Annotated in this window: 21 protein-coding genes; 13 read left to right on the forward strand and 8 right to left on the reverse strand. The window is 55.0% G+C overall.

The genetic code is table 11. The features are described 5' to 3' along the window. Positions 1–178: 178 nt before the first annotated feature. Positions 179–2,104: a PTS 2-O-a-mannosyl-D-glycerate transporter subunit IIABC gene (gene mngA, locus IMQ33_RS15935; protein ID WP_196062193.1), complete on the reverse strand. Its 1,926-nt coding sequence runs from the start codon at positions 2,102–2,104 to the stop codon at positions 179–181. A 234-nt stretch (positions 2,105–2,338) separates the two neighbouring features. Here mngA and IMQ33_RS15940 point away from each other — a divergent pair, with 234 nt between their 5' ends. Then, positions 2,339–3,055 carry a GntR family transcriptional regulator gene (locus tag IMQ33_RS15940; protein ID WP_024527265.1) on the forward strand — a complete coding sequence of 239 codons (717 nt, stop codon included), beginning with the start codon at positions 2,339–2,341 and terminating at the stop codon, positions 3,053–3,055. Between the two features lie 56 nt (positions 3,056–3,111). On the opposite strand, the gene IMQ33_RS15945 is transcribed toward IMQ33_RS15940, so the two are convergent. Together IMQ33_RS15945 and IMQ33_RS15950 are read right to left on the reverse strand one after the other, a co-directional pair. Continuing rightward, positions 3,112–4,032, reverse strand: a complete 921-nt coding sequence (locus IMQ33_RS15945) for a L,D-transpeptidase family protein (protein ID WP_024485479.1) — start codon at positions 4,030–4,032, stop codon at positions 3,112–3,114. 178 nt (positions 4,033–4,210) lie between these two features. Continuing rightward, positions 4,211–5,089, reverse strand: coding sequence for a helix-turn-helix domain-containing protein (locus IMQ33_RS15950; RefSeq protein ID WP_196062192.1), 879 nt, complete (start codon positions 5,087–5,089; stop codon positions 4,211–4,213). Between the two features lie 142 nt (positions 5,090–5,231). Here IMQ33_RS15950 and IMQ33_RS15955 point away from each other — a divergent pair, with 142 nt between their 5' ends. From IMQ33_RS15955 to IMQ33_RS15980, 6 genes are all read left to right on the forward strand, one after another. Then, the gene (locus IMQ33_RS15955) at positions 5,232–6,053 is read left to right on the forward strand and encodes a helix-turn-helix domain-containing protein (RefSeq protein WP_065683666.1); all 822 of its coding nucleotides are present in this window, start codon (positions 5,232–5,234) and stop codon (positions 6,051–6,053) included. Between the two features lie 124 nt (positions 6,054–6,177). Further along, positions 6,178–6,939 (forward strand): hypothetical protein, encoded by a 762-nt coding sequence (locus tag IMQ33_RS15960; protein WP_065683667.1) that lies wholly within the window; start codon positions 6,178–6,180, stop codon positions 6,937–6,939. Further along, positions 6,920–7,648 (forward strand): RES family NAD+ phosphorylase, encoded by a 729-nt coding sequence (locus IMQ33_RS15965; RefSeq protein WP_196062191.1) that lies wholly within the window; start codon positions 6,920–6,922, stop codon positions 7,646–7,648. Before IMQ33_RS15960 ends, IMQ33_RS15965 begins: the two co-directional genes overlap by 20 nt. Positions 7,649–7,878: 230 nt before the next feature. Next, positions 7,879–8,955 (forward strand): YncE family protein, encoded by a 1,077-nt coding sequence (locus IMQ33_RS15970; RefSeq protein ID WP_196062190.1) that lies wholly within the window; start codon positions 7,879–7,881, stop codon positions 8,953–8,955. A gap of 309 nt (positions 8,956–9,264) precedes the next feature. Next, complete coding sequence (locus IMQ33_RS15975) at positions 9,265–9,534, forward strand: hypothetical protein (protein WP_037435676.1); 270 nt, start codon at positions 9,265–9,267, stop codon at positions 9,532–9,534. 162 nt (positions 9,535–9,696) lie between these two features. Continuing rightward, a complete protein-coding gene (locus tag IMQ33_RS15980) occupies positions 9,697–10,461 on the forward strand; it encodes an HNH endonuclease (protein WP_196062189.1) in 765 nt (254 codons plus the stop codon). A 48-nt stretch (positions 10,462–10,509) separates the two neighbouring features. Here IMQ33_RS15980 and IMQ33_RS15985 read toward each other — a convergent pair whose 3' ends face one another. From IMQ33_RS15985 to IMQ33_RS15995, 3 genes are read right to left on the reverse strand one after another with little or no spacing between them, the layout of a single operon-like run. Further along, positions 10,510–12,120, reverse strand: coding sequence for a hypothetical protein (locus IMQ33_RS15985; protein WP_196062188.1), 1,611 nt, complete (start codon positions 12,118–12,120; stop codon positions 10,510–10,512). Between the two features lie 52 nt (positions 12,121–12,172). After that, positions 12,173–12,964 carry a nucleotidyltransferase domain-containing protein gene (locus IMQ33_RS15990; protein ID WP_065683670.1) on the reverse strand — a complete coding sequence of 264 codons (792 nt, stop codon included), beginning with the start codon at positions 12,962–12,964 and terminating at the stop codon, positions 12,173–12,175. Between the two features lie 4 nt (positions 12,965–12,968). Next, on the reverse strand, positions 12,969–14,192 hold the full coding sequence (locus IMQ33_RS15995; RefSeq protein WP_024531179.1) for an RtcB family protein: 1,224 nt from the start codon (positions 14,190–14,192) through the stop codon (positions 12,969–12,971). Positions 14,193–14,381: 189 nt separating this feature from the next. On the opposite strand from IMQ33_RS15995, the gene rtcR reads away from it, so the two are divergent. The 6 genes from rtcR (at position 14,382) to IMQ33_RS16025 (ending at position 21,597) form a co-directional block, all read left to right on the forward strand. Then, positions 14,382–15,959, forward strand: coding sequence for an RNA repair transcriptional activator RtcR (gene rtcR / locus IMQ33_RS16000; RefSeq protein WP_196062187.1), 1,578 nt, complete (start codon positions 14,382–14,384; stop codon positions 15,957–15,959). Between the two features lie 83 nt (positions 15,960–16,042). Continuing rightward, entirely contained in the window at positions 16,043–16,597 is a 555-nt protein-coding gene (gene idi / locus IMQ33_RS16005) for an isopentenyl-diphosphate Delta-isomerase (protein ID WP_196062186.1), read from the forward strand. A 200-nt stretch (positions 16,598–16,797) separates the two neighbouring features. Next, entirely contained in the window at positions 16,798–18,951 is a 2,154-nt protein-coding gene (locus tag IMQ33_RS16010) for a carbon starvation CstA family protein (protein ID WP_024531182.1), read from the forward strand. Between the two features lie 69 nt (positions 18,952–19,020). After that, positions 19,021–19,224 (forward strand): YbdD/YjiX family protein, encoded by a 204-nt coding sequence (locus IMQ33_RS16015; protein ID WP_021179159.1) that lies wholly within the window; start codon positions 19,021–19,023, stop codon positions 19,222–19,224. 23 nt (positions 19,225–19,247) lie between these two features. Then, positions 19,248–20,210, forward strand: a complete 963-nt coding sequence (gene yjiA / locus IMQ33_RS16020; RefSeq protein WP_065683674.1) for a GTPase — start codon at positions 19,248–19,250, stop codon at positions 20,208–20,210. A gap of 157 nt (positions 20,211–20,367) precedes the next feature. Continuing rightward, positions 20,368–21,597, forward strand: a complete 1,230-nt coding sequence (locus tag IMQ33_RS16025; RefSeq protein ID WP_196062185.1) for a lysozyme inhibitor LprI family protein — start codon at positions 20,368–20,370, stop codon at positions 21,595–21,597. Positions 21,598–21,653: 56 nt separating this feature from the next. Here the strand turns inward: IMQ33_RS16025 and IMQ33_RS16030 are convergent, their stop codons facing one another. Then, entirely contained in the window at positions 21,654–22,838 is a 1,185-nt protein-coding gene (locus IMQ33_RS16030) for a M20 family metallopeptidase (RefSeq protein ID WP_196062184.1), read from the reverse strand. Further along, positions 22,831–24,078 carry a Zn-dependent hydrolase gene (locus tag IMQ33_RS16035; RefSeq protein WP_024530865.1) on the reverse strand — a complete coding sequence of 416 codons (1,248 nt, stop codon included), beginning with the start codon at positions 24,076–24,078 and terminating at the stop codon, positions 22,831–22,833. Before IMQ33_RS16035 ends, IMQ33_RS16030 begins: the two co-directional genes overlap by 8 nt. Between the last annotated feature and the right edge of the window lies 1 nt (position 24,079).

Consider the following 24,079-nt stretch of genomic DNA (forward strand, 5'->3'; position numbering starts at 1 on the left):
CTCACCCCAACCCTCTCCCCAGGGAGAGGGAGCTGATGACTCCTGCTCTTTTGGCAGTAAAGCGGTAATTTCAGCAAACTCGATCGCCCCCTTATCCAGGGTGCGTCACCGAATTTTCAGATCCACTCGATCAGTCCCCCCTCACTAAAGGAGAGGGTTAGCGTGAGGGGAAATCAACTTACTGCGGCTGAACGAGGGGATATTTGCCCTGCTTCATCGCCTGACGCCGCCAAAGGATCAGCACCAATGTGGAGATCGCCGTGCCAAGCAGCGCCGCCCCCAGCCAAATGGCTGCCGACAGCAGGCCACCGAGGCCATTATCGTGCAGCAGAAACAGCGAGAAGATCCCCGCGCCCGGCGTCGAAAGGCCAATCCCCATCCCACCGACGATCGCGCCGGTCACCAGCGATCCCACCAGGAAGGAGCCGATCACCCGCACGGGATCTTCAATCGCCATCGGGATCGCCCCTTCGGTAATGCCTGCCAGGCCAAGCAGCCAGGTGGATTTACCGGTTTCAATCTCGAACTGTTGGAACAGCCGTGGAGCCAGCAAGGTGGAGGCGGTGACCGTAAAGGCCGAAACCATTTTGACCGCGCCAAAGATCGCATAGGGGCCGAACACGCCGTTGGCCATCGCCCCCAGGCAGAACGCATAGGCCGCCTTGTTCACCGGGCCGCCGAGGTCGAACGAGCACATAAAACCGAGGAGCGCTCCCAGCACCAGCGCGTTGGTACCAGACAGGCTGTTAAGCCAGGCGGTCAGACTGTTGTTCAACCAGGCCACCGGCTCCCCGATCACAAACAGCATCAGGCTGCCCGCTACCAGCGTGCCAATCACCGGGTAAAGATAAAACGTCAGGAAGCCGTTGAAGTTGGGGCTGAGGCGCACATGGTTCTTCACCCAGCGCATCAGATATCCGGCGATCAGGCCGCCCACAATACCGCCAAGGAAGCCGGAGCCAATCATGTTTGCCGCCAACCCGGCCGCAAAGCCTGGGCCAAGGGCCGGTTTATCCGCCAGCGAATACGCCGTGTAGGCCGCCAGCACCGGTACCATCAAGATACCCAGCATGCCGCCGCCCAGCTTGCGGTACATCCACAACCAGGAGTTCTCTTGATCAAACAGATGCTGCAGGCCAAAGATCTGTGCCAGCAAAACCGAAACAGCCAAGACCGTGCCCCCCGCCACAATCAGCGGCACCGCAAAAGAGATGCCGCTAAGTAACGCCTGTTTGAGTTCGGTCTTCACGCTATTTTTCTGCACCGGCACTTCGCTCTGCTGCACCCGTGCAGCACCGTTAGCGGATTGGCCCACAGCCAATGCCTGCTGCAAAATGCGCTCTGCGTGCTTGATGGGCTCGGCGACCGGCGTTTCGATACGGGGAATACCGTTGAAGCGCTCCACTTCTTTAATCGCGACTTCGGCAGCGAACACGCAGGCCGTCGCACTATTTAGCTGTTCCGCCGTCAGGCGGCCTTCGATCCCGTTAGCCCCTTGTTTCTCGACATACACGTTGATGCCGAGCTTGCGCCCCGCCTTCTCAAGATATTCCGCAGCCATATAGGTATGGGCGATACCGGCCGGGCACGCGGTGACGCACACCACCGTAGGCCGAGTATCATCCTGCGGTTTGGGTGCAAATTCCGGCGTCCCTCCAGCCAGCAGGGCCAACAACTGTTCCGGCGTACGAGCATTTAGAACTGCCGCGCGGATGTCGTCATCCACCAGCGCCGTCGTCAGGCTGGTCAGTAATTGCATATGCGTGGTACCGGCCTGTGCCTGCGGGATCGCCAGCAGGAAGATCAGGTTGACGCTTTCCGGCCCATCGATCCCTTCCCACTCCAACGGCGTTTTCAGCGTGGCAACGGCAAATGCCGCTTCCTTTACCGCATCGCTTTTACCATGGGGCACCGCCAACCCTTCCCCCAACGCGGTAGGGCCTTGCGCTTCCCGGGCAAAGACCTCGCGGAGAAACGCCGCTTTGTCATGCAATTTGCCTTGCACGTCTAGTTGGTCGGCAAGCTGATGAATCGCCTGATCGCGCCCCGCAAAGGCCACTTGCAGGTTTATCAGGCTGGGGTGGGTCAGGCTGCTCAGGTCCATCTTTATCCTCACGCTGAAGCCAGGGCGGCTCCGTCAATAAACAGGCGGCGATAATACCAAGACAAGCCACACCAATTTGTGATCAATTTCAAATCAACGCCATTTTTGTATTAAATTTGTATTAATTCAATTTAAGAACAACTTAACGAGATATGGCGTTATTGGTTTGTTTATCCCTGGCCTAAGGCTAGAATGCGGGCAGCAGATCCAACAACCAGCCGGGGACACCAAAGCGTGAGCAAAAAGCCTATTTATCGCCAGATTGCGGATACCCTGCGCCAACAGGTTGCCGATGGTGAACTCAAGCCCGGCGATGCGTTACCGACCGAGGCTTTACTGCGCGAACAATACAACGTCAGCCGGGTAACGGTGCGCCAGGCGTTGAAATTACTGACCGAAGAACAGGTGATTGAGAGCATTCAGGGCAGCGGCTGGTACGTCAAAGAAGAGAAGGTGAATTACGATATCTATCAGCTCACCAGCTTTTATGAAAAGTTGGCGGATCGCAACGTGGAAACCCACAGCGACGTGCTGATCTTTGAAGTCGCCAAGGCCAGCCCAACCATCGCCGAAGCATTGCACCTGACCACTGAAGACAAGGTGTATTACGTCAAACGGGTGCGCTATATCAAGCAAAAACCAGTGACGCTGGAAGAGACCTGGATGCCTCTGGCACTGTTCCCCGACCTCAGCTATGAGGTGATGCAGAAATCCAAATATCACTACATCGAACAGGTCAAAAAGCGGGTAATTGACCGTAGCGAGCAGGAGATCATCCCAGTAATGCCAAGCGAAGATGTGGTGAAGGCGTTAGGAATAGATCCGCAGAAACCGATCCTGGAGAAGGTCTCCACCGGTTTTCTCAACGACGGTACGGTATTTGAGTTCAGCCGCAACTTCTTTAAAAGCGAAGATTACAAGTTCACTCTGGTGGCCAAGCGGATACGCTGAGTTTTTCCCATAAAAAAAGACGCCCGAGAGCGTCTTTTTTATCGCAATAGCAAAAATCAGTTCACTTTAACCGGCATACCGGAACGTGCCTTGATGGCCGCGTCCACGACGCTCTGGTCAACGGCTGGATCCATCAGCACTTTGCCAACCGGCGCGGTGATGGTGATTGGCACTGGCTCTTTCGACTTCAGCTCATCTTCGTTGGCAGACAGCGGGTTGTGTACTTCCAGGTAACGTGAACCGTCTGGCTCTACGGAAACCTTCACTGGCTCGTTGATAAACTGCACTCGAGTGCCTACTGGCACGCTGTCGAACAGGTATTTGATGTCGTCAGCACGCAGACGCACACAGCCGTGGCTCACACGCAGGCCGATACCGAAGTTGGCGTTAGTACCATGGACCGCATACAGGCGGCCAACATAGAGGGCGTACAGACCCATCGGGTTATCAGGGCCCGCCGGGAATACCGCTGGCAGGATTTCACCATCGGCAGCGTACTCTTCACGCATTTTAGCGGTTGGCGTCCAGGTTGGGCCTGCTTTCTTGCGTTGTACGGTGGTGACCCAGTCCAGCGGCGTATCTTTACCCAACTGGCCGATACCAATCGGCAGCACTACGACGGTCTTGGTGCCTTTCGGGTAGTAGTACAGACGCATTTCTGCGCTGTTGATGATGATGCCTTCACGCGGAGCGTCAGGCAGGATCAGCTGCTGTGGGATGGTCAGCGTGCTGCCTGGCAGCGGTAAGAACGGGTCAACGCCAGGGTTAGCCTCCAGCATGTTGCTCAAACCCATCTGGTATTGAGCCGCAAAGCTCTCCAGCGGCAGTTTGCTGTCTGCAGGCACGGTGATCTGAATATTTTCCCCAACCAGACGGCTGTCTTTGGCGGGCAAAGGGTATACAACGGCGAAGGCAGCCTGGCTGAATGCAACCAGAGCGGTAAACAGGGTTAATAACGCGCGAATGCTCATTTTCATCTTCGTAGTAAAGTGGTGGCCGCACTGGCTAAAAATGGTATGTGTTCTGCCCGGCCTGGTTTGACCGGATGCGCATTATATGTGCACTTGCCGCCAAGATGGAAACATTACTAACGCAAATACCTCACTTTTTTGTAGCCGGATATAGGGAATAGTGTCCTTTTGGTAAATTCCTGCCCTAGCGTAACCCACTGACCTCTTCGCTACGGCGGATCGGGATAAGATATTCACAGCTGATCGCCGCCTGTTCGTCACCGTAGCAAACGCCTAATGCCGGGTAAAAACGCTCAATATCTTGCCCTGGCCGCCGTACCGCATTCATCTGCGGAATGGCCGTGTCATACAGCCGGGCGATAAAGTTCTGGAGCCCTGCAACCTGCCCCTGATAGGCAAAGCGGGCATACTCCCCGGGTTCGATCGTCACCGTTTCACCTGCCGCCTCTTCCTCTGGCAGTGCCGCCGTATACACCATCTGTTGACGATCCCGCTGCTGGGTGTCTGCCTTCAGGCTCATCAGGCCATACGCGACGGTGGGTAATTCCTGTTCCGGATGCAGCAAATGCCGCCAGGCGTGTTGGCGTAGCCGCTTTTTCGAGGGCCCCAATTGCCCCAACGTGCAGCTACCCTGCTGAGTATGGCCGACTAGTTTCATCGAAGGCAGCACAATAATCTGCGCCTCTGGCATTGGCTCATGGGTCATATTCAACGGCGGTTGCAAACCATAACTAGGCCAGTCCACGCTGCGACGATAAGCCGCCGGTGGCAAACCAAACTGTTTTTTAAATCCACGGGTGAAAGTCTGCTGCGAATCGAACTGGTATTTATCTGCGATACAGGCCACCGTGGCGCTGGTCAGGCGCAACTCACGTGCCGCCGCAGTCAACCTTCTTCGCCGGGCATAGGTCCCCAACACTTCGCCGGTGTGCTGCTTGAACATCCGTTGCAGGTGCCATTTGGAATAGCCGGATTTGGCCGCGATGCTGTCCAGCGTCAAGGGCTGATCCAGGCTTTGCTCAATCCAGGCCAGAAGCTGACTGATAACATTTTCCTGATGCATGGCCTCTCCTCTGCGTTGTCGGTCATGAGCGTGTTACCACAAAACACGCCAGTGGCGCTTACTCTATCGACGTTGGCGCTAGACCACATTGCACAATCAAGACATAATATTGCTCAAATACGCCAATATGATAATTGTTCTCATGAAAGCCACTTGCCAGGATCCCAGACCCGATATCGATAACGTGCCCCGCGCCATCTTCGCGGTTCAGGCATCAAGCGTGCAGAAAGACTGGGAATGCACCCATCATCGCCACCGCAAGGCGCAATTGATTTACACGGTGCGCGGTATGATCCGCTGCGAAGTTGAAAATGGCCTGTGGCTGGTACCGCCACAATGTGCCTTGTGGATGCCCAGTAACGTCAGCCACAACGCGCGAGCTACCAGCCAAAGCGAGTGCTATTGCCTCTTCGTTGAGCAGGATGCCATCCCTGGTTTGCCACAAAACTGCTGCACCTTGACGGTATCTCCATTACTGCGAGAACTGCTGTTGCAGGCCAGCCAGTTCGATATTCTCTATCCGGAAGAGGGCCCGGAAGGCCGCATTGCGAAGGTTTTGTTGGATCAACTGGCCGCCGCGCCGCTGGAGAACCTGCACCTGCCGGTGTCCAATGATGCCCGCATCCGCCAATTGACCGAGCAACTGCTGGCCAACCCGGCCGATAAATCCACGCTGGGTCAGTGGGCGCAACGCATTGGCATGAGCGAACGTTCGCTCAGCCGAACGCTGCAACAGCAGATGGGCATGAGCTTTGGCCACTGGCGGCGGCAATTACATGTGATGCTGGCTCTGCAACGCTTAACGCAGGGGGAAAGCGTCCAGACCGTGGCGTTAGATCTCGGCTACGAGAGCGCCAGCGGTTTTGTCACCATGTTCCGTAAAGCGGTAGGTAAGCCTCCGGCCCGTTATCTGGCGGAAAAAGCCGCCGCAGACCAGGCGCTTGCTGGTGCGATAAGACTGTAAGCCCACACCTCGACCGATCATGTTGCTGCATCTGTTCTGGTTAATTCTTACACAACCTGCTATAACTGAGGATAGTTTGGTTAGAATGGTTAAAACGGTTAGCTTTAGCTAACGGGAGAAAAGAATGCTGGCCCGAGAAATCGACATCAACAAAGATGGCCTCAGGATCAGGGAAGATGGGCTGCAGATGGTCATCAGTAAAAGGAAAATGAAGGCGCAGAAGCCTTTCTTTCAGCTGAAAGTTGATATAGACAACTCAACGTCTCTCGGTGTGGTTGAAGAACACCTGAAAATCATGTTGCAAACTCTCCGCCAGGTTAGAGAAGCTGAAAATGATTCTGGCGACGTTTGCCACATCGACGAGACACGTTTTGAAGCCATGTTTCATAGCCTGGAGCAACAAATCAATCCGGATGACACTGCCCGGATAATTCTTCCGCGGGATACGCAAGAGCCCGTCAATCACAGTGGCCTGGTTGATATTTCCAAGGTGGAACGCGGGCGTGAGCACATCCTGGCGGCCAGCGAATGGCTCACGGCAGAACAGATTTCCCATCTGGCAGGCTTTGCTACCGAGAATCCCTCGGCCCAGCCAAGCAAATGGAAAAGCCATAACCGCATATTTTCATTGAAGAAAGGGGCAACACAACTCTTTCCCCGTTATGCGCTGGATGATAACTATCGCCCTCTTCCCGTGATGGCAGTGTTGCTCGCCAGCTTTAAAAACCTGAAACGCGGCTGGGGGCTTGCCCAGTGGTTCGCGACGTCAAACAACCTGTTGGCTGGCCGCCGTCCCATGGAAATGTTGCAGTCATATCCGGCCAATGTGATTGCGGCGGCGGAATATGAAGCGAAAAGGATCGTCGATGGAGCAGAACAAAGTTAAACAGAAGGGTGAGCCCAAAAAGGAAGATTTTGGTTCACCCGTTTTTCTTGGCCGCAAGATAGCCGCCCCTGGCAAGACCCTGCGGGTAAGAATCGAAGTCATTCCCAAAGGCACGGTGTTACATCGCTGCCATGATGCGCAGTACCCCGGTGACTGTTTTAATCCCGGCAGAATATTGCTTCCCCATGAGTACGGAGCCCGTTTCAGCCCTATCAGGGATGCAGCTTTGGATCTGATCCCCACCATGTACCTGGCCAGCAGTTGCGAAGCCGCTATCGCGGAATCGGTTTTTCACGATGTGATCGCCACAGGCAAAACAGAATTTTTCGATTTACGCCCATTTACCCATATGCATTACATCCAGTTGAAACCAGAGCGGGATCTGAACGTCGTCAGTTGCCGAGCACAGGATTGTCTCTATATGGGCATCGATCGCGATGAATTGATCGGCAGTACCCAGCTCAAATACTCGCAAACCCGAGCCTGGTCACAGGCTATTTATCAACAGCATCATAACGTTGACGGAATGAAGTGGTACTCAAAAAGAAATGACGATCATTTTGCCATGATCCTGTTTGGCGGCCAACGGGTCATGGATAGTGAACTCTCGATAGCCGAACCCTCAAGCCGTCTCCTCAGCCATAAAGCCATTGGCCAAATTATCCAAAAGACCGCCGAGCGTCTGGGCCTGATCCTGACCGAAGAGTAGACACTGGCCGGATATTCTCCTCTCTCTGATTGCCCTAAACGTGACTCTTATCGCCCCAAGCAACAAAAGTGCTCCCCTTCCGTAAGAATAATGATTATCATTCACAAATATAGTGAGCCGCATGCAATGACATGATCGGCCAGATTTTGCTTTCGATTCAATGTTGAGCCCGATTTAGCCACCGAGCAGCAGCCCGGTGGCGGCCTGTATTTTGATCAAATGGAGCTTTTATGAACGCTATGATGACCACCAGCCGTAAGTTTGGCGGACGTGCGGTTTACCCTCTGTTGCTTCTCAGCAGCCTGATGTTTTCCACCTCTGTACTGGCACAGACAGAAACGGAACTGCTGCGTAAGCCGGTAGGTAAAGGCGCTTACGAGATGGTGTACAGCCAGGGCGAGAATGCGCTGTATCTGGCAACTTCACAGAGCCGCAAGCTGGATAAGGGCGGCATCGTCTATCGCCTTGACCCACAAACGCTGGATATCACGCAGATCATTCATAATGATATCAAACCGTTCGGTGCCGCCATCAACACCAAGATCGATACTCTCTATTTTGGTAACACCACCAGTAACTCGCTGACCGCGATCGACGGCAAAACCGGCGAAGTGAAAGGCCGCCTGGTGCTGGATGCGCGTAAACGCTCTGATACCGTAAAACCATTGGCCCCACGTGAGCTGGTGGCAGACGCGACCACAGACACCGTCTATATCACCGGCTTGGGCGAGTCCAGCGTGGTTTGGGTTGTGGATGGCAAGGATCTGACTCTGCGCACCACCATCACCGAAACCGGTAAATACGGTACCGGCCTGGCGCTGGATGCAGCGGCAAGCCGCCTGTATGTGACCAATGCCGATGGCGAGTTGGTGACTATCGATACCAAAACCAACAAGGTGCTGTCACGTAAGAAGCTGGATGAGTCGAAGGAGCACTTCTTCCTGAATATCAGCCTGGATCCGGCAACCCACCGTGCGTTCATCACCGATTCCAAGCAGCCGCAGGTACTGGTTGTTGATACCAACAACGGCAACATTCTGCAGAAGATCGACGTGCCGGAATCCCTGGCCGTGTTGTTTAACCCAGCGCGCAATGAAGTGTACGTTACTCATCGCCAAGCGGGCACCGTGAGCGTGATCGACGCCAAGAGCTACAAGCTGTTGGAAACCATCAAGACGCCAACGCATCCGAACAGCCTGGCACTGTCACCAGATGGTAAGACGCTGTACGTGAGCGTGAAGCAGGCTTCAAGCCGTGAAAAAGAAGCCACCGCTCCAGATGACGTGATCCGCATTGCGTTGAAATAATAGCGTTATTCTCCCTCACCCTAACCCTCTCCCCAAGGAGAGGGAATCGAACGTGCTACGGTTTACGCCTGCGTTTGACCGCCACTCCGCTGGGGTGAGGGAAGAAAAGTGTCATGTTGTCTCCAGGCAACCTGGCTTTTTTACCCTTTGGCTCCCGCTTCTCTCCCGCTAATGTCAATCCACGTCAAGTTCCTTGACGAAGCTTATCACTTAATTTACCTGAGCTTATCTTGAGCTCGCGATCGCGATGTCCTACGGTATCGGTAGTTTGAATGGATAGCTAACTGACCGTAAAAAGGATCAATGATCATGGTTAAGTCTTTGAGAAATCCGCTGATTGGTTTGCTGTGTTTGTCGACGGTGGGTTGTGCCAATATGACCAACGATGAGGTCGCGATCACCGGTGTGGTGATCGGGCTAGGTGCACTGGTCGCATTGGCACTGCTAAGTGATGGTGACGACGATAAGGGTCATAAAGTGCCCCCCCGCAAGGAGCATGGTAATAGAGGTGACCACAAGGGCGGTGATAAACATGGGTATGGGAAGGATCATGGAAAAGGTCATCCCGGACGCCGTTAATCCCTGGCAAAAATCCACGGACTCCTGAGCTGCAGGCATTTATTCACCGGCTCGCCACGTAGCGGCGCTGAAGGTTATCGATGAAAGTAGGCAATCACCAATGTGCCTGGCATAGTAAGTGGCTCAACTAACACCATTAAGTTATGCCACGACGAGGCCCTGATGGCTGCCGTAAATCTCTGGACACGGGAACAGTTGCTGGTAGCTTTTACGCTATACAGCCAAATCCCCTTTGGTAAATTGCACGCCAAAAACCCCGACATTATCCACTATGCTGGGTTAATCGGCCGCTCACCTTCCGCATTGGCAATGAAGTTAGTGAATATCGCCAGTCTGGATCCGTTTATCGTTAACTCTGGCCGTCGTGGACTGACAGGGGCATCCAAAGCAGATGAAGCGCTATGGCAGGAAATGAACCTCGACAGTGACACCTTTGACCGGCAGTGCCAATTGGCAATGACACAGTTAAAGCCACCGGTCACGGCCTTACATGACAGCGCAATAGAAGATTTCAGTGGCAGAGAAAGAACCACCATCATCAATGCGCGTGTTGGTCAGCAGTTGTTTCGCAAACGGGTGCTGGATGCTTATGAAAATCGCTGTTGCCTGACCGAACTGGAAGAACCGATGCTGCTGGTCGCCAGCCATATCCGCCCGTGGAAGCATACCGTTGAACATCGGCTCAACCCCAACAACGGCTTATGTCTGTCCAACCTGCACGACAAAGCGTTCGATCGCGGATTAATCACCTTTAATGAACACCTTGAGCTGGTGCTTTCGCCGCGCCTTAAACAACTGAAAAGCGCCATCAGCGAAGAGAACTTTGCCAAATATGAAGGTCGCAGGCTAAGGCTGCCAATAGACTTCCCTCCAGATGTCCACCAGTTGGCCTATCATCGGCAGAACATCTTTATCGCTAAAAACTGAAAAGCCCTGAGGATAACTCTCAGGGCAATTGACCAAGCCTACGTCGACTCAGTCTGTCGTAATCTTCAGATTTACGCACAACGCTTGCAGTCGCTCGCGTACCTGCTCATCGGGTTCATTACGTAAGCCCGCCAGCAATATCTGTAACATCTCAGGTGACCAATCAGTCTGTGGCCATACTTCCAAAGCGTTCAGCGTCATATGCCTGTTACGGATCACCTCACTACGTAGCCCTACCGCCAACAATGACCAGCCCATGCCGGGAAACTTGTTGAGATCCTGCAGCACAAAATCCAGCGCCTGATGCTGTCGGTAAGCCAACCCTAGCCCCATAGCCATTCCTGGACCGGAAGCAATAGCCACTAAATCCAGTTGCTGCTCGGCCAGCGAAATCACTCTGGCAATATGTTCTGGCTGGTCGGTTTGCATTAACTGATACCAGTTGTCATCCGTTGGATCCGCTGACTGCCGTGAGTAAATGGCCTCCCACGGCTCCTGCTGACGCAACCGGCTAGCGGCAACGGCCAGATTGAAAAGATACTTGTCACTACCCTGCAAGTGATTGTCGATAATACCTGGCCATTGCGACTGTGCCATTACCGCATTGGTCAGTTCGAGCAACCGTCCACACTGCTCAAGAGTCCACGTAGCTTTCTCTGCACCACTTTGTTCCTGTGCGAAACGTGCAATATCACCAGCCGCCAGATAATGCTGTATTTCTGCCGGAGGAGCCGCCAGCAAGCATTGCAGATAACATTCACAAGCTTGTGCACCCTCCTCATAATCATGCATATCCCGCGCCGGACCGCCGTTAATTAACGCCTGCAAAATCTCCGCAGCTCCCAATAACCGCGCCGCATCAGGCTGCTGCTGCATTGCCTGGAGCAGTTGTCCATGGGTAGCACAATGCCAAGCCGTGTATTCATACATCACCGCGTTACGATAGCCTTCACAGAGCAACCAATCGCGGCTTTGTTGCTTCAAGGAGGCCGGTAAACGCTCGATCAGTTGTACTCGCCCCCAGCCACCAGCCCGCTTCGCCAGCGCAAGCCAAGCGCTTTCATACTCATCGGCAGGTAAAATTGACCCGAATGCCACTATCGCATAAAGCGTAAATTCGTCGTGCGCCCCCAACACGTTAAGTATCTGGCAGTTTTTCTGCGTCGGAAATAGGACCAACAGCGCCATGGCTACCTTAACCACGTTACGATCCGGGCTTCCGGTGGCTAACCATTCCACCAAAGCCTGCAATTTGTTGGCGGGCAACTTCGGGTCCTGCGCAACCTCAGGCAGCAATGCATCGATATAATCTAGCGGAGTTTCCCGACACAGCAGATTATAGAGCTGTTCGACATTCTGCTGCTGTGGCTTACGCAACACACTTCTTAGAGCTGCCATGATGGCCTCAACCGGCGATTCATCATCGGTTGTCCCCACATGATGACCAAAAACACCATCAAGCGCCCCTGCCGACCAACGGATTTCACCATCAATGACCGGGGGTTCATCCGGCAAGGTTTTCGCTTCAGCGGGCAATGGCTCAGCACTATGCTGCCAAGGTGCCAACCAACGATAAATTGCCATACGATCGGCCGCCCAAGGAGCCGGGAAAACCGCTGGAATATCCTTGCCAAATAAACGCGCTAACCATGTTTTCATTTTTTATCCTTATCATTTGCATTACCGGGGAGCCTTCTTTCTCCCCGGTTGATTACACCATCACCGTGCGATAAAGCAGTTCATCCAGCGATTTGTCGCTGCGGGCCGGGCTGTCGGGCAAAGCTTCCTGCCGGGCATCCGCCGTCAGTTCCTGCGTGATAAACGCGTGGATCCTTTCCCTACGCGGGCCGTACTCCGCCTCGCCTGCGCGCCGTTTCGCCGCCAGTAATTCATGGATTTCCGCCAACAGCAGCGGATCTTCCACCGTGTCAGCCAACAGTTGGTCAAAACGCATCGGCGGCACGCCCTTGCCCGCTTCTATCCAGCGCACCGCCAGCAACGGGCGCAGCACGTAGAAGTATTTCTTCAGCCGTACCTGCTCCCCCTGCAAATAGCCACGGAAGTTTTTCCTGGCCATCGACAGGTAGTGCCAACGTGCCCGCTGCGCGGAGAACCATTCAGGCACTACACCTCGCAACGCCGCAACGCTCTCAGGGGCTTCCTGATATACCACCGGTGAATCCAACCACTCGATCAACGTTGGGTTGGCCCGCTTTAGCAGACCAAGCGCCTTGCGCCATTCCCAGCCACAGACATCCAATTCATGATCGATTGGTAGTTCGATCACATCCCGGTGTGGCTCCACCCGTAAATACCATTCCGGCGGGTGGACATACAAAAAGCGCACGTCGTAATCGCTGTCCGGCGAGGCAAAGCCCCAGCCGCGGCTACCGGATTCGCAGGCATAAAGCACCCGCACGTCGTAACGTTTTTCCACCTCGCCCAGCACCTGCCGGACTCTTTCCCGCATGGCGCTATCCACTCCGTTTACTAGCTGTTCCATCACGTTATCCTTTTACGCATACCACCTGACGCAGGGTATGGACGATTTCCACCAGTGAGGACTGTGCCGCCATCACCGCATCGATATCTTTATAAGCCATTGGGATCTCATCGATCACCTCGCTGTCCTTACGGCATTCCACATGTTCGGTTGCCCGGATCTGATCGGCCACGGTGAAGCGTTTTTTTGCCGCCGTACGGCTCATGGTGCGGCCTGCGCCATGGCTGCAAGAACAGAAACTCTCTTCGTTTCCCAATCCGCGCACGATGAAGCTTTTCGCCCCCATAGAACCGGGGATGATCCCCATCTGGCCTTTCTGCGCAGAAACGGCCCCTTTACGCGTCACCAACACCGGCTCACCAAAGTGCGTCTCACGCTGCACATAGTTATGGTGGCAGTTCACGGCCTCTTGCTGGGTAGTGAACGGTTTGGTCACGATACGCGACAGCGCCGCCAGCACGTGCTCCATCATCACTTCCCGGTTATGGCGGGCAAAATCCTGTGCCCAACCCACGGCTTCCATGTAATCGTCAAAATGCTGGCTACCTTCCTCGAAATAGGCCAGGTTACGATCCGGCAAGTTAGCGATATGCTGTTGCATATCCTGCTGTGCCAAGGCAATAAACAGTGAACCGATGGCATTCCCCACGCCACGAGAACCGCTATGCAGCATCACCCACACCTGCTGCGTTTCATCCAGGCAGACTTCGATAAAGTGGTTACCCGTTCCCAACGTTCCCAGATGCTGATAATTGTTGGTTTTCAGCAACTGCGGATATTTGTCGGTCAAGCGCTTAAAGCGCGGCAGCAAAGTGGCCCAATGCTGATCGACCGTTTGCGGTGGAGTTTCCCAGGCCCCTTTATCTCTTCTTGAACGGGTCGAGGTACGGCCATGCGGCACCGCCTGTTCGATGGCGCTACGCAGCCCAGCCAGGCTATCCGGCAGATCGGCGGCCACCAGCGAAGTACGCACCGCAATCATGCCGCAACCAATATCCACGCCAACGGCCGCCGGAATAATCGCGCCACGGGTAGGGATCACACTACCAATGGTGGAACCCTTACCCAAATGCACATCCGGCATCACCGCCAAGTGTTTAAAAATAAACGGCATTTTCGCCGTATTCAGCAACTGCTCACGCGCTTCTGGCTCTACGGGCACGCCCTGTGTCCACATTTTGATCGGTGCGCTATTAACCGGTGCCATCAACTCATAATTATTCTTCATTCTTTAGTCATCCTTTTTCTTTTGACGTAGTGGATATAGCGAAAGGCGTGCCAACTCTGTCAAAAACACCCATTAAAAATACAATTGATTGATATTTAACTAATAAATAATTAATCACAGATGACTGGCGATGTTGCCAACAAGCCGGTATTTTATCTTTCAGGATAGTATTTTATCGAAAGGGATAATATGAAGCGCAGAGTCGTGATCGGTGTGCTGGGCACCACGCTGGATAAACGTGGCAAACGGGAAAACCGCTGGAGCAAATGGCGGCCAACGGTGGGTCTGTGCCAGCAGCCCGATCTGCCGATCGATCGCCTGGAGCTGCTGCATCAGCCGCGCGATAAAGGCATGGCGCAGCAGGTGGCGGAAGATATCGTAGCGGTTTCTCCAGCCACTCAGGTGGTGTTACAGGAAGTGGCACTCAAGGATCCCTGGGATTTGGAAGAGGTGTACAGCGCCTTTCTGGATTTCGCCGGCCGCTATCCGTTTGATACCGAGAACGAAGACTATCTGGTGCATATCACCACAGGCACTCACGTGGTACAAATCTGCTGGTTCCTGCTAACCGAGGCACACTACCTGCCTGCCCAGTTGCTGCAAACCGCCCCCGGTGACAAAGCCGATCGCCCGTCCCCCCAAGGGATTTACTCGGTGATCGATCTGGATCTCAGCCGCTACAGCGCCCTCACCAGCCGATTCCTACATGAACACCAGCGCTCGGTGTCGTTCCTCAAAGCCGGTATTGAAACGCGCAACGCCACCTTTAACTCGCTGATCGACCAGATTGAACGCGTCGCCCTGCGTTCAAATGCGCCCATACTGCTCACCGGCCCCACCGGAGCCGGGAAATCCTTTTTGGCCGAGCGTATCTATCAACTCCGGCATTCGCGCCATCGGGTAAAAGGCCGTTTTGTCGCGGTGAACTGTGCCACCCTACGCGGCGATAACGCCATGTCGACCCTGTTCGGCCATGTGAAAGGGGCGTTTACCGGTGCGTTGCAGGCACGAGCAGGCCTACTGCGTGAAGCCGACGGCGGCATGCTGTTCCTTGATGAGATCGCCGAGCTGGGGTTAGACGAACAGGCGATGCTGCTGAAAGCCATCGAGGAAAAAACCTTCTTCCCCTTTGGTGCCGATAAAGAAGCCAGCAGCGACTTCCAGCTGATTGCCGGCACCCATCGTGATATGCGCGACTGGATAGCTCAAGGCCGTTTCCGTGAGGATTTATACGCCCGTATCAATATGTGGACCTTCCCACTGCCCGGCCTGGCTGAACGCCGCGAAGATATCGAGCCGAACATCGATTACGAATTGCAACGCTTTGCTCGCAGCAACCAGACGCAGGTCCGTTTCGACAAAGACGCCAGACAGCGTTACCTGGCTTTTGCCCGTTCCCCGCAGGCGGTCTGGCGCGGCAACTTCCGCGAGCTGGGATCTTCCATCGCACGCATGGCAACGTTGGCAGAGCAAGGGCGCATCAACCAGCCTTTGGTCGATGAAGAAATCGCCCGGCTGAAATCCCATTGGCAGGGGAACACCAGCGTGCAATTACCTGTCGAGCTTGCCGCTATCGATCTGTTCGAGCAAAGCCAGTTGGAAACGGTGCTTGACGTGTGCCGAGCTTCCACATCACTTTCCGAAGCGGGTAGACAGCTGTTTGCCGTCTCGCGCCAGCAGAAAAAACAGCCCAACGATGCAGACCGGCTGCGTAAATACCTGGCGCGCTTTGGTCTGAGCTGGGATGAGGTGCGAAATAGAGGCTGAATGGGCGCAGCATGAAGTGCCCCCTACATTGAGACACGGGTGTTATAGTAATAGTCGTACATCGCGATTAAATTGGAATTTTCATGACCCAGCAGCATGTCGTTTTACTTGATGAACAAGGTCAACCCACCGGCGTGATGGAAAAATATGCGGCCCACCAGCGACAAACGCCCCTGCATCTGGCTTTCTCCTCCTGGATCTTCAACCCGCAGGGCGAGTTGCTGATCACCCGCCGAGCGCTGAGCAAAAAAGCCTGGCCAGGCGTTTGGACTAACTCGGTCTGTGGCCATCCGCAGTGGCAGGAGAGCACCGAACACGCTATCGAGCAACGCTGTTTGTATGAAATGGGCCTGAGCGTGGAACAGATCACCCCCATCGACCCCGATTTCCGCTACTGCGAGACAGACGCCTCCGGCATTATGGAAAACGAAATCTGCCCGGTTTACGCGGCATTGGCTACGGGTGCCGTTGCAGCCAGAGCAGATGAAGTGATGGACTTCCACTGGGTTGATTTACGCGCGTTGATCGCTGCGGTAACGGCAGCCCCCTGGGCCTTCAGCCCTTGGATGGGGCAGCAGTTGGCGAATGCCAAAACGGAGCAAAACCTGATCGCCTTCGCCACTCACACTTCTGCCTAAACCACTCACCCCGCCATTCCAACCGTTCGCCAGCGTATAAAACCGCTGGCTGAAATTCAGATGTCTTTCCCTATCCAGCCTGGCAATGATGAGCTGTTCCTAAACCTGACCCTAACCAGGGGAAGACGCTACAGCTAAATGTCCGACATCTAAGAATCGGATTTATCACTCAATTTTTGCAGATAGGATAAGGATACCTCATGAAACGCGAGGGGATTTTAAAACACCTCCCATGGATGCTGCTGGGGATACTCGGGGCTTCCTGCCTGGGTGTCATCGCATTGCGCCGTGGCGAAAGTATTAGTGCACTGTGGATCATCGTTGCTTCGGTAGCGGTCTACCTGGTGGCTTATCGCTACTACAGCCTCTACATCGCCACCAAGGTGATGCAGTTGGACGCCACCCGCGCTACACCGGCGGTGGTAAACAACGACGGCCTGAACTACGTCCCCACCAATAAAAACGTGCTGTTCGGCCACCACTTTGCGGCAATCGCCGGTGCGGGTCCGTTGGTTGGCCCAGTGCTGGCAGCACAGGTCGGCTATCTGCCCGGTACGCTGTGGCTGTTAGGCGGCGTGGTGCTGGCGGGGGCGGTACAGGACTTTATGGTGCTGTTTATCTCCTCACGCCGTAACGGTGCTTCGTTGGGCGAGATCATCAAAAAGGAAATGGGCCCAATCCCTGGCACCATCGCGCTGTTTGGCTGCTTCCTGATCATGATCATCATCCTCGCGGTGCTGGCTCTGATCGTAGTGAAAGCCTTGGCCGAAAGCCCATGGGGCGTGTTCACCGTCTGTTCTACCGTGCCAATCGCGCTGTTTATGGGCGTGTACATGCGCTTCCTGCGCCCTGGCAAGGTGGGTGAAGTGTCGGTCATCGGTATCGTGCTGTTGATCGCCTCCATCTGGTTCGGCGGCGTGATTGCCCACGACCCATACTGGGGCCCGGCGCTGACCTTTAAAGACACCACCATCACCTATACGCTGATTGGTTATGCCTTCGTTTCTGCCCTGCTGCCGGTATGGCTGATCCTGGCTCCGCGTGACTATCTGGCCACCTTCCTGAAAATCGGCGTGATCGTCGGGCTGGCGATCGGTATCGTGATCCTCAACCCAGAGCTGAAAATGCCTGCGGTAACGCAGTTCATTGACGGCACCGGCCCGGTCTGGAAAGGCACCCTGTTCCCGTTCCTGTTTATTACCATTGCCTGTGGTGCCGTTTCCGGCTTCCACGCGCTGATCGCTTCAGGTACCACACCGAAACTGCTGGCCAACGAAATGGACTCCCGCTTTATCGGTTATGGCGCCATGCTGATGGAATCCTTCGTTGCCATCATGGCACTGGTCGCGGCTTCTATCATCGAGCCTGGCCTGTACTTCGCCATGAACACCCCACCGGCAGCACTGGGCATTACCATGCCAGACCTGCACCGTCTGGGCACCGAAGATGCACCGATGATCATGGCCTCTCTGCGTGATGTCTCCGCGCATGCTGCCGCAACCGTCAGTTCCTGGGGCTTTGTGATTACCCCAGAGCAGATCCTGCAAACCGCCAAAGACATCGGCGAACCTTCGGTACTGAACCGTGCCGGTGGCGCACCAACTCTGGCAGTCGGTATCGCTCACGTGTTCCATCAGGTCATCCCTGGCGCGAACATGGGCTTCTGGTATCACTTCGGTATTCTGTTCGAAGCGCTGTTCATCCTGACCGCTCTGGATGCAGGTACCCGTTCCGGTCGCTTTATGCTGCAAGATTTGCTGGGTAACTTTGTGCCATTCCTGAAGAAAACCGATTCACTGGTGGCCGGTATTGCCGGTACTGCAGGCTGCGTTGGGCTTTGGGGTTACCTGCTGTATCAAGGCGTGGTCGATCCATTGGGCGGCGTCAAGAGCCTGTGGCCGCTGTTCGGCATCTCCAACCAGATGTTGGCTGCCGTAGCACTGGTACTGAGCACCGTAGTATTGATTAAGATGAAGCGCACCAAGTACATCTGGGTGACCGTGATCCCAGCCGTTTGGCTGCTGATCTGTACCACCTACGCGATTTGCCTCAAGCTGTTCAGCGACAATCCGCAGCTGGAAGGCTTCTTCTACCAGGCTAGCCTGTACAGAAACAAAATCACCGAGGGCGGTGCTGAACTGACCGTACAGCAGGTTGCCAACATGAACCATATCGTGGTGAACAACTACACCAACGCCGGTTTGAGCATCCTGTTCCTGCTGGTGGTGTACAGCATCATCTTCTTCGGTATTAAAACCGCCATGGCGGCGCACAAAAACCCGAAACGCACCGATCAGGAGACACCATACGTGCCGGTTCCTGAGGGTGGCGTCAAAGTTTCGTCGCACCACTGATGGTGATTTGATGGATACCCTGCATAATGATAATACGTTATGTAGGGTATTTTTCTTTGGAGTGAACCCATGTTCGGAAACCTCGGCCAGGCGGGTAAATATCTCGGGCAGGCTGCACGCATGTTAGTGGGCGTGCCTGACTACGATACCTACGTCCAGCATATGAAAGACAACCATCCGGACAAGCCGGTGATGACCTATAAAGAATTTTTCCGCGAACGCCAGGATGCCCGCTACGGTGGCGATGGCAAAGGCGGTATGCGCTGTTGCTAGTTAAGTAAGTACAAGGACCAGGCATGAAACCCATTGCAGTCACCATCCTGACGGGCTTTTTGGGCGCAGGCAAAACCACCCTGCTGCGCCACATTCTGAATGAAAACCACGGTTACAAGATTGCCGTCATCGAGAACGAATTCGGTGAGGTGCCAATTGATAACGCGCTGATTGGCGACCGCGCCAGCCGCATCACTACCCTCAGCAACGGTTGTATCTGTTGCAGCAAATCCAACGAACTGGCAGACGCGCTGCTGGATCTGCTGGACGGCGTCGATAAGGGGCAACTGGAATTCGACCGGCTGATCATTGAATGCACCGGCATGGCCGACCCCGGCCCGATCACTCAGACCTTTTTCTCGCATGAAGTCATCGGCCAACGCTTCCTGCTGGACGGGATTATCACGTTGGTGGATGCGGTACATGCCGATCAGCAGTTGAACCAGTTCACTATCTCGCAGGCCCAGGTGGGCTATGCCGACCGTATCCTGCTGACCAAGACCGATGTGGCAACGGATAACGAAGCGCTGATCCAGCGTTTGCAACTGATGAACGCCCGCGCACCGGTATATAAAGTGACGCACGGTGATATCGATCTCAGCGTGCTATTTGATATCGAAGGCTTTGTGCTTAACGACAAGCTCAACGTGGCAGCGCCTACCCCGCTTTTCCGCCGCATTCCGCAAGCGCAGAACAACATCCAGTCGATCGTGGTGTACCACGACCAACCGCTGGAGCTGATGCAAATTTCCGAAGTGATGGAAGGCTTATTATTGAAGTTCGCCGATAACCTGCTGCGCTACAAAGGGATTTTGTCGATTAAGGACGAACCGCGCCGCCTGCTGTTCCAGGGCGTGCAGCGTCTGTATAACGCCGACTGGGACCGTGAATGGTTGCCGGAAGAAGAGTGCAAAAGCACGATGGTGTTTATCGGCATCGATTTGCCGGAAGATGAAATCCGCTCTGGGTTTGCTGCGCTGGGCTGATGAGTTGGGGGGCGGTGTTGGGTGTTAGAACTGCCAACGCTGTCTTTCTTACCATGGAGTTATTGCATAAACATAATAAAAGCACACCTAATATATTGTATAAATGCAATAAAGTAATATGGAGCAAAGTTAAAGACCCAACCAAAAGGAACTCAGCATGATCGCCAGGCTTCAACGCGCTAACTCTCTCCGTGATACAACATTCGCCGGCCATCCTTTATCGCGCTTGTTGCTCTGCCTGAGCCTGACTCTGGGGGCCAGCACCGCAGCGCACGCCGCTTCTTTCGATTGTGAGAAAGCCACCAGCGATATCGAGCATAGCATCTGCAATAGCCCAGACCTGAGCAGCCTCGACAGCCAACTGACCGAAAATTACCGGTTAGCAATGGCAAGCCTGCCAGGGGATCAGGCCGACGCATTACGCGCCGAGCAGCGTAGCTGGTTGAAGCAGCGGGATGCCTGCAACGGTCAGGAAAGTTGCCTGAGCGATTTATTTAGCCAACGCGCCGCCCAGTTGCAGAACACCGCCAAGCAGGCCGCCTCGGCACTAGATAACATCATCGCCAACATTCCTGCAGACCCGGCTGCAGCGGCACAGCAGTTGCAGCAGTATCGCGGCCCGCTGGCCTCCGCCTGGTTGATTTACCTGCATCAGTTTGCGCCCGCCAGCAAGGTCACGGATGCCGAGGTAGAAACCAGGCATCAAAGCGTGATCAAGGCAATGAACGACGATACATTCTCCCAATCAGTGTTACGTGATATCGAAAACGATCCCAAAACCGGCCATGATGTTGCAGTTTTAACGCTATTACGCATGGCCATTGAGCGAGCCGGGTATGAAAATGCCGATGGCCGCCCCTATGTGCATTGCTTCATCTTCAAACAGCAGGGCGCAGCGGCTTATGAAGCCTTTGGGGCATTATATGGATCGTCTCGTGATTCACAGGCCCCCATTTGTTCACCGCAGGGCGATCTGTTTGAACGACCAGCCTGGCAGCAACTTACCAAGTCAATAGAACCGATGATTGGCAAGGCCAGTGAGAATTCCGGTACCATCCGCTTTGCCAGCTATGCCGATTGGGCCATGTTCCGCCTGCGCGCCACCATCTCCCCCGAGGATTTCCTTAAGCCAAGCCAGCGCACGCCAGCCTCGGACGATCCTGCACAGCTAATCCGCAGTTGGTCTGACGATAAGGTTTGGCCGAAAGAACAACGCGAGCAGTTGCTTGTCGCCATTGAACCGGCACGTCTGGCGACCATGGGCTGGTTGCAAACCGAGAAGCATTTCTCGGCCAGCGATGCGGCCAAAGCCGCCGACGCGATAGTGAACACCTGGCTCAGTGACAGAATGGACTTTATCGGCGAGATGAGCGGACCGGAGGACTAAATAAGTGCGGTGAGAGGCATCACCGCACTCAATGTTGCCCAATAAAGCTATCGGGCTTAAAACGCATCCTGCTGCAAGTAACTCCAGGCATACTGCGCATACAGCTCCGCGCCGGTCGCCATCACGTCTTCATCGATATTGAAGCAGCCGTGATGGTGCGCCCAATCGGTGCCTTTCTCCGGGTTGCCACAGCCCAACAGGGCAAAGCAGCCGGGGATATTTTCGATAAAGAAGCTGAAGTCCTCACCGCCGGTCGTCGGTTTTTCGGCAAACAGCACCTCGTCGCCGAAGGCTGAACGCACCACCGATTGTGCCAGCAACGCGCTGCGCTCCTCGTTGATCACCGGCAAAGTGCCGTAGGTGTATTCCACCTGTGCGGTCGCGCCATAAATGGCCGCGGTATGCTCGGCGTAACGCTCAATCGCCGCCTTGATACGCTCACGTGCCTCGACGTTAAAGCAGCGCACCGTGCCGTCCAGTACCGCATTTTCAGCAATCACGTTAAACCGGGTGCCGACTTCCATTTTGCCAATGGTCACTACCGCTGACTCTAACGGAGAGGTTTCACGGGAAACGATCGCCTGCACGTTCATCACGAAGGCAGAAGCGACAACCGCAGCATCCACACAGGCCTCTGGCATTGAGCCGTGGCCGCCGCGCCCTTTGAACTTCACCTTCAGCAAATCCGCAGACGCAAAAGTGGAGCCGACATTACATGACACCTTGCCCGACGGGCTGGTGGTCCAGATATGCATGCCAAACGCGTTATCCACGCCCTCGATTGCACCCTGCTTCACCATTTCACGCGCGCCTTGAGCAATCTCTTCGGCAGGTTGGAAAATCAGCCGCACGTTGCCACGCAGGCTCTCACGGTTTTCATACAGGGCTTTCGCCGCCGTCAGCAGCATGGCGGTGTGGGCATCGTGGCCACAGGCGTGCATCTTGCCGTCGGTCTGCGATTTATAACTTAATGAGTCGTTGAGTTCCTGCACCGGCAACGCATCCATATCGGCGCGTAAGGCCACAGTCTTGCCTGGCTGCCCACCCGTAATCTCGGCGATCACGCCCGTTGGCGTCGTCAGGCGATAAGGAATACCGATCTCCTCCAGCGCTTGCGCCACCTTCTGAGTGGTGCGCACCTCCTCCCAAGGCAGTTCAGGGTGAGCATGCAGATCGCGACGGAACGCAATCATCGCCTCCGCGTGGGCTTTTATAGATTGCGCGATAGCTTGATTAGTCATAACTGCTGGCCTCTGTGATCTCTTTTACTGTCTGAAAAATAACGTCGATGCCTTTCTGAATTTGCTCATAGTCGGTCCACTCATCGGGGTGATGGCTCAGGCCGTCCTTGCTGGGCACGAACACCAGCCCCACGTCGGTGATCCCGGCAAAAATCATTGCATCATGCCCGGCTCCGCTGACCATGGTCCGGTGGCTCAGGCCCAGCGCTTCGCTGTGTTTTTGTAGCTGGCTGTGGATACCGCTGTGCAGACGCGTAGGCTCTACCAGCAACGGTTGTTCAATCTGGCAGGCGATCCCCGCCCCGGCCTGCTGCTGGATACAGGCTTTGGTCTGCTCGACCACCTGTTGCAGCTTATCCAGCCGCTTAGAACGGATGTCGACGGTGAAAATCACCTTGCTCGGTATCACGTTCGCTCCATTAGGGAACACCTGAATTTTCCCCGTAGTGGCGACCGTTTCATCACCGGCCTCACGGGCAAAATCGCCAACGCGGGCGATCACCTGGCTGGCGGCCACCAGCGCATCGTGGCGGCGATCCATCGGCGTGGTGCCCGCATGCCCGGCCTTACCGGTGATGGTGACAACCAACTGAGTGATACCGACGATCACGTCTACCAGGCCAACGTCTAACCCTTCCTGTTCCAGCACCGGCCCTTGCTCAATATGCAGCTCGATAAACGCCTTGAGGGTTTGCGGCTCCCGCACCACGCTGGCCACCCGATCGGCATCAAACCCCACCTGGGCCATACACTGTGCTGCCGATTGCCCCTGGCTATCCCGCAGGCGGTGCAACTCTGCAGCATCCACCTTACCTGCAATCGCACAGGAAGCCAGCAGGCCACGACCAAAGCTGGCCCCTTCCTCTTCCACCAGCGCCACCACTTCTAGCGGGTAACGCGGCAATAATCGATGCTCCTGGAACAGCTTGGCCACTTCCAACCCCATCACCACTCCGGCAGGGCCATCGAAAGCACCACCGTTAGGCACCGAGTCAAAGTGGGAGCCGATCATCACGCTCGGCAATGCCGGGTCCTGCGCCTGACTCTTGCCGAAGATATTGCCGATGGCGTCCTCACGTACGCTGAGGCCCGCCGCCTCCATCTGCGCCTTGATATAAGCCCGCGCCTGTTGGCCTTGTGGGCTGTAACTCATACGCGTCGTGCCTTCGCCCGGCGTAGCGGTGAACTCGGCCAGTTGTTCCAGGTGCTGCTGAATACGCAGCTGATTTGCATAGCTCATG

The organism is Serratia sp. Res13-Sevr-LER1-36-b (assembly GCF_015673035.1).
Taxonomy (GTDB): Bacteria; Pseudomonadota; Gammaproteobacteria; order Enterobacterales; family Enterobacteriaceae; genus Chania; species Chania fonticola_C.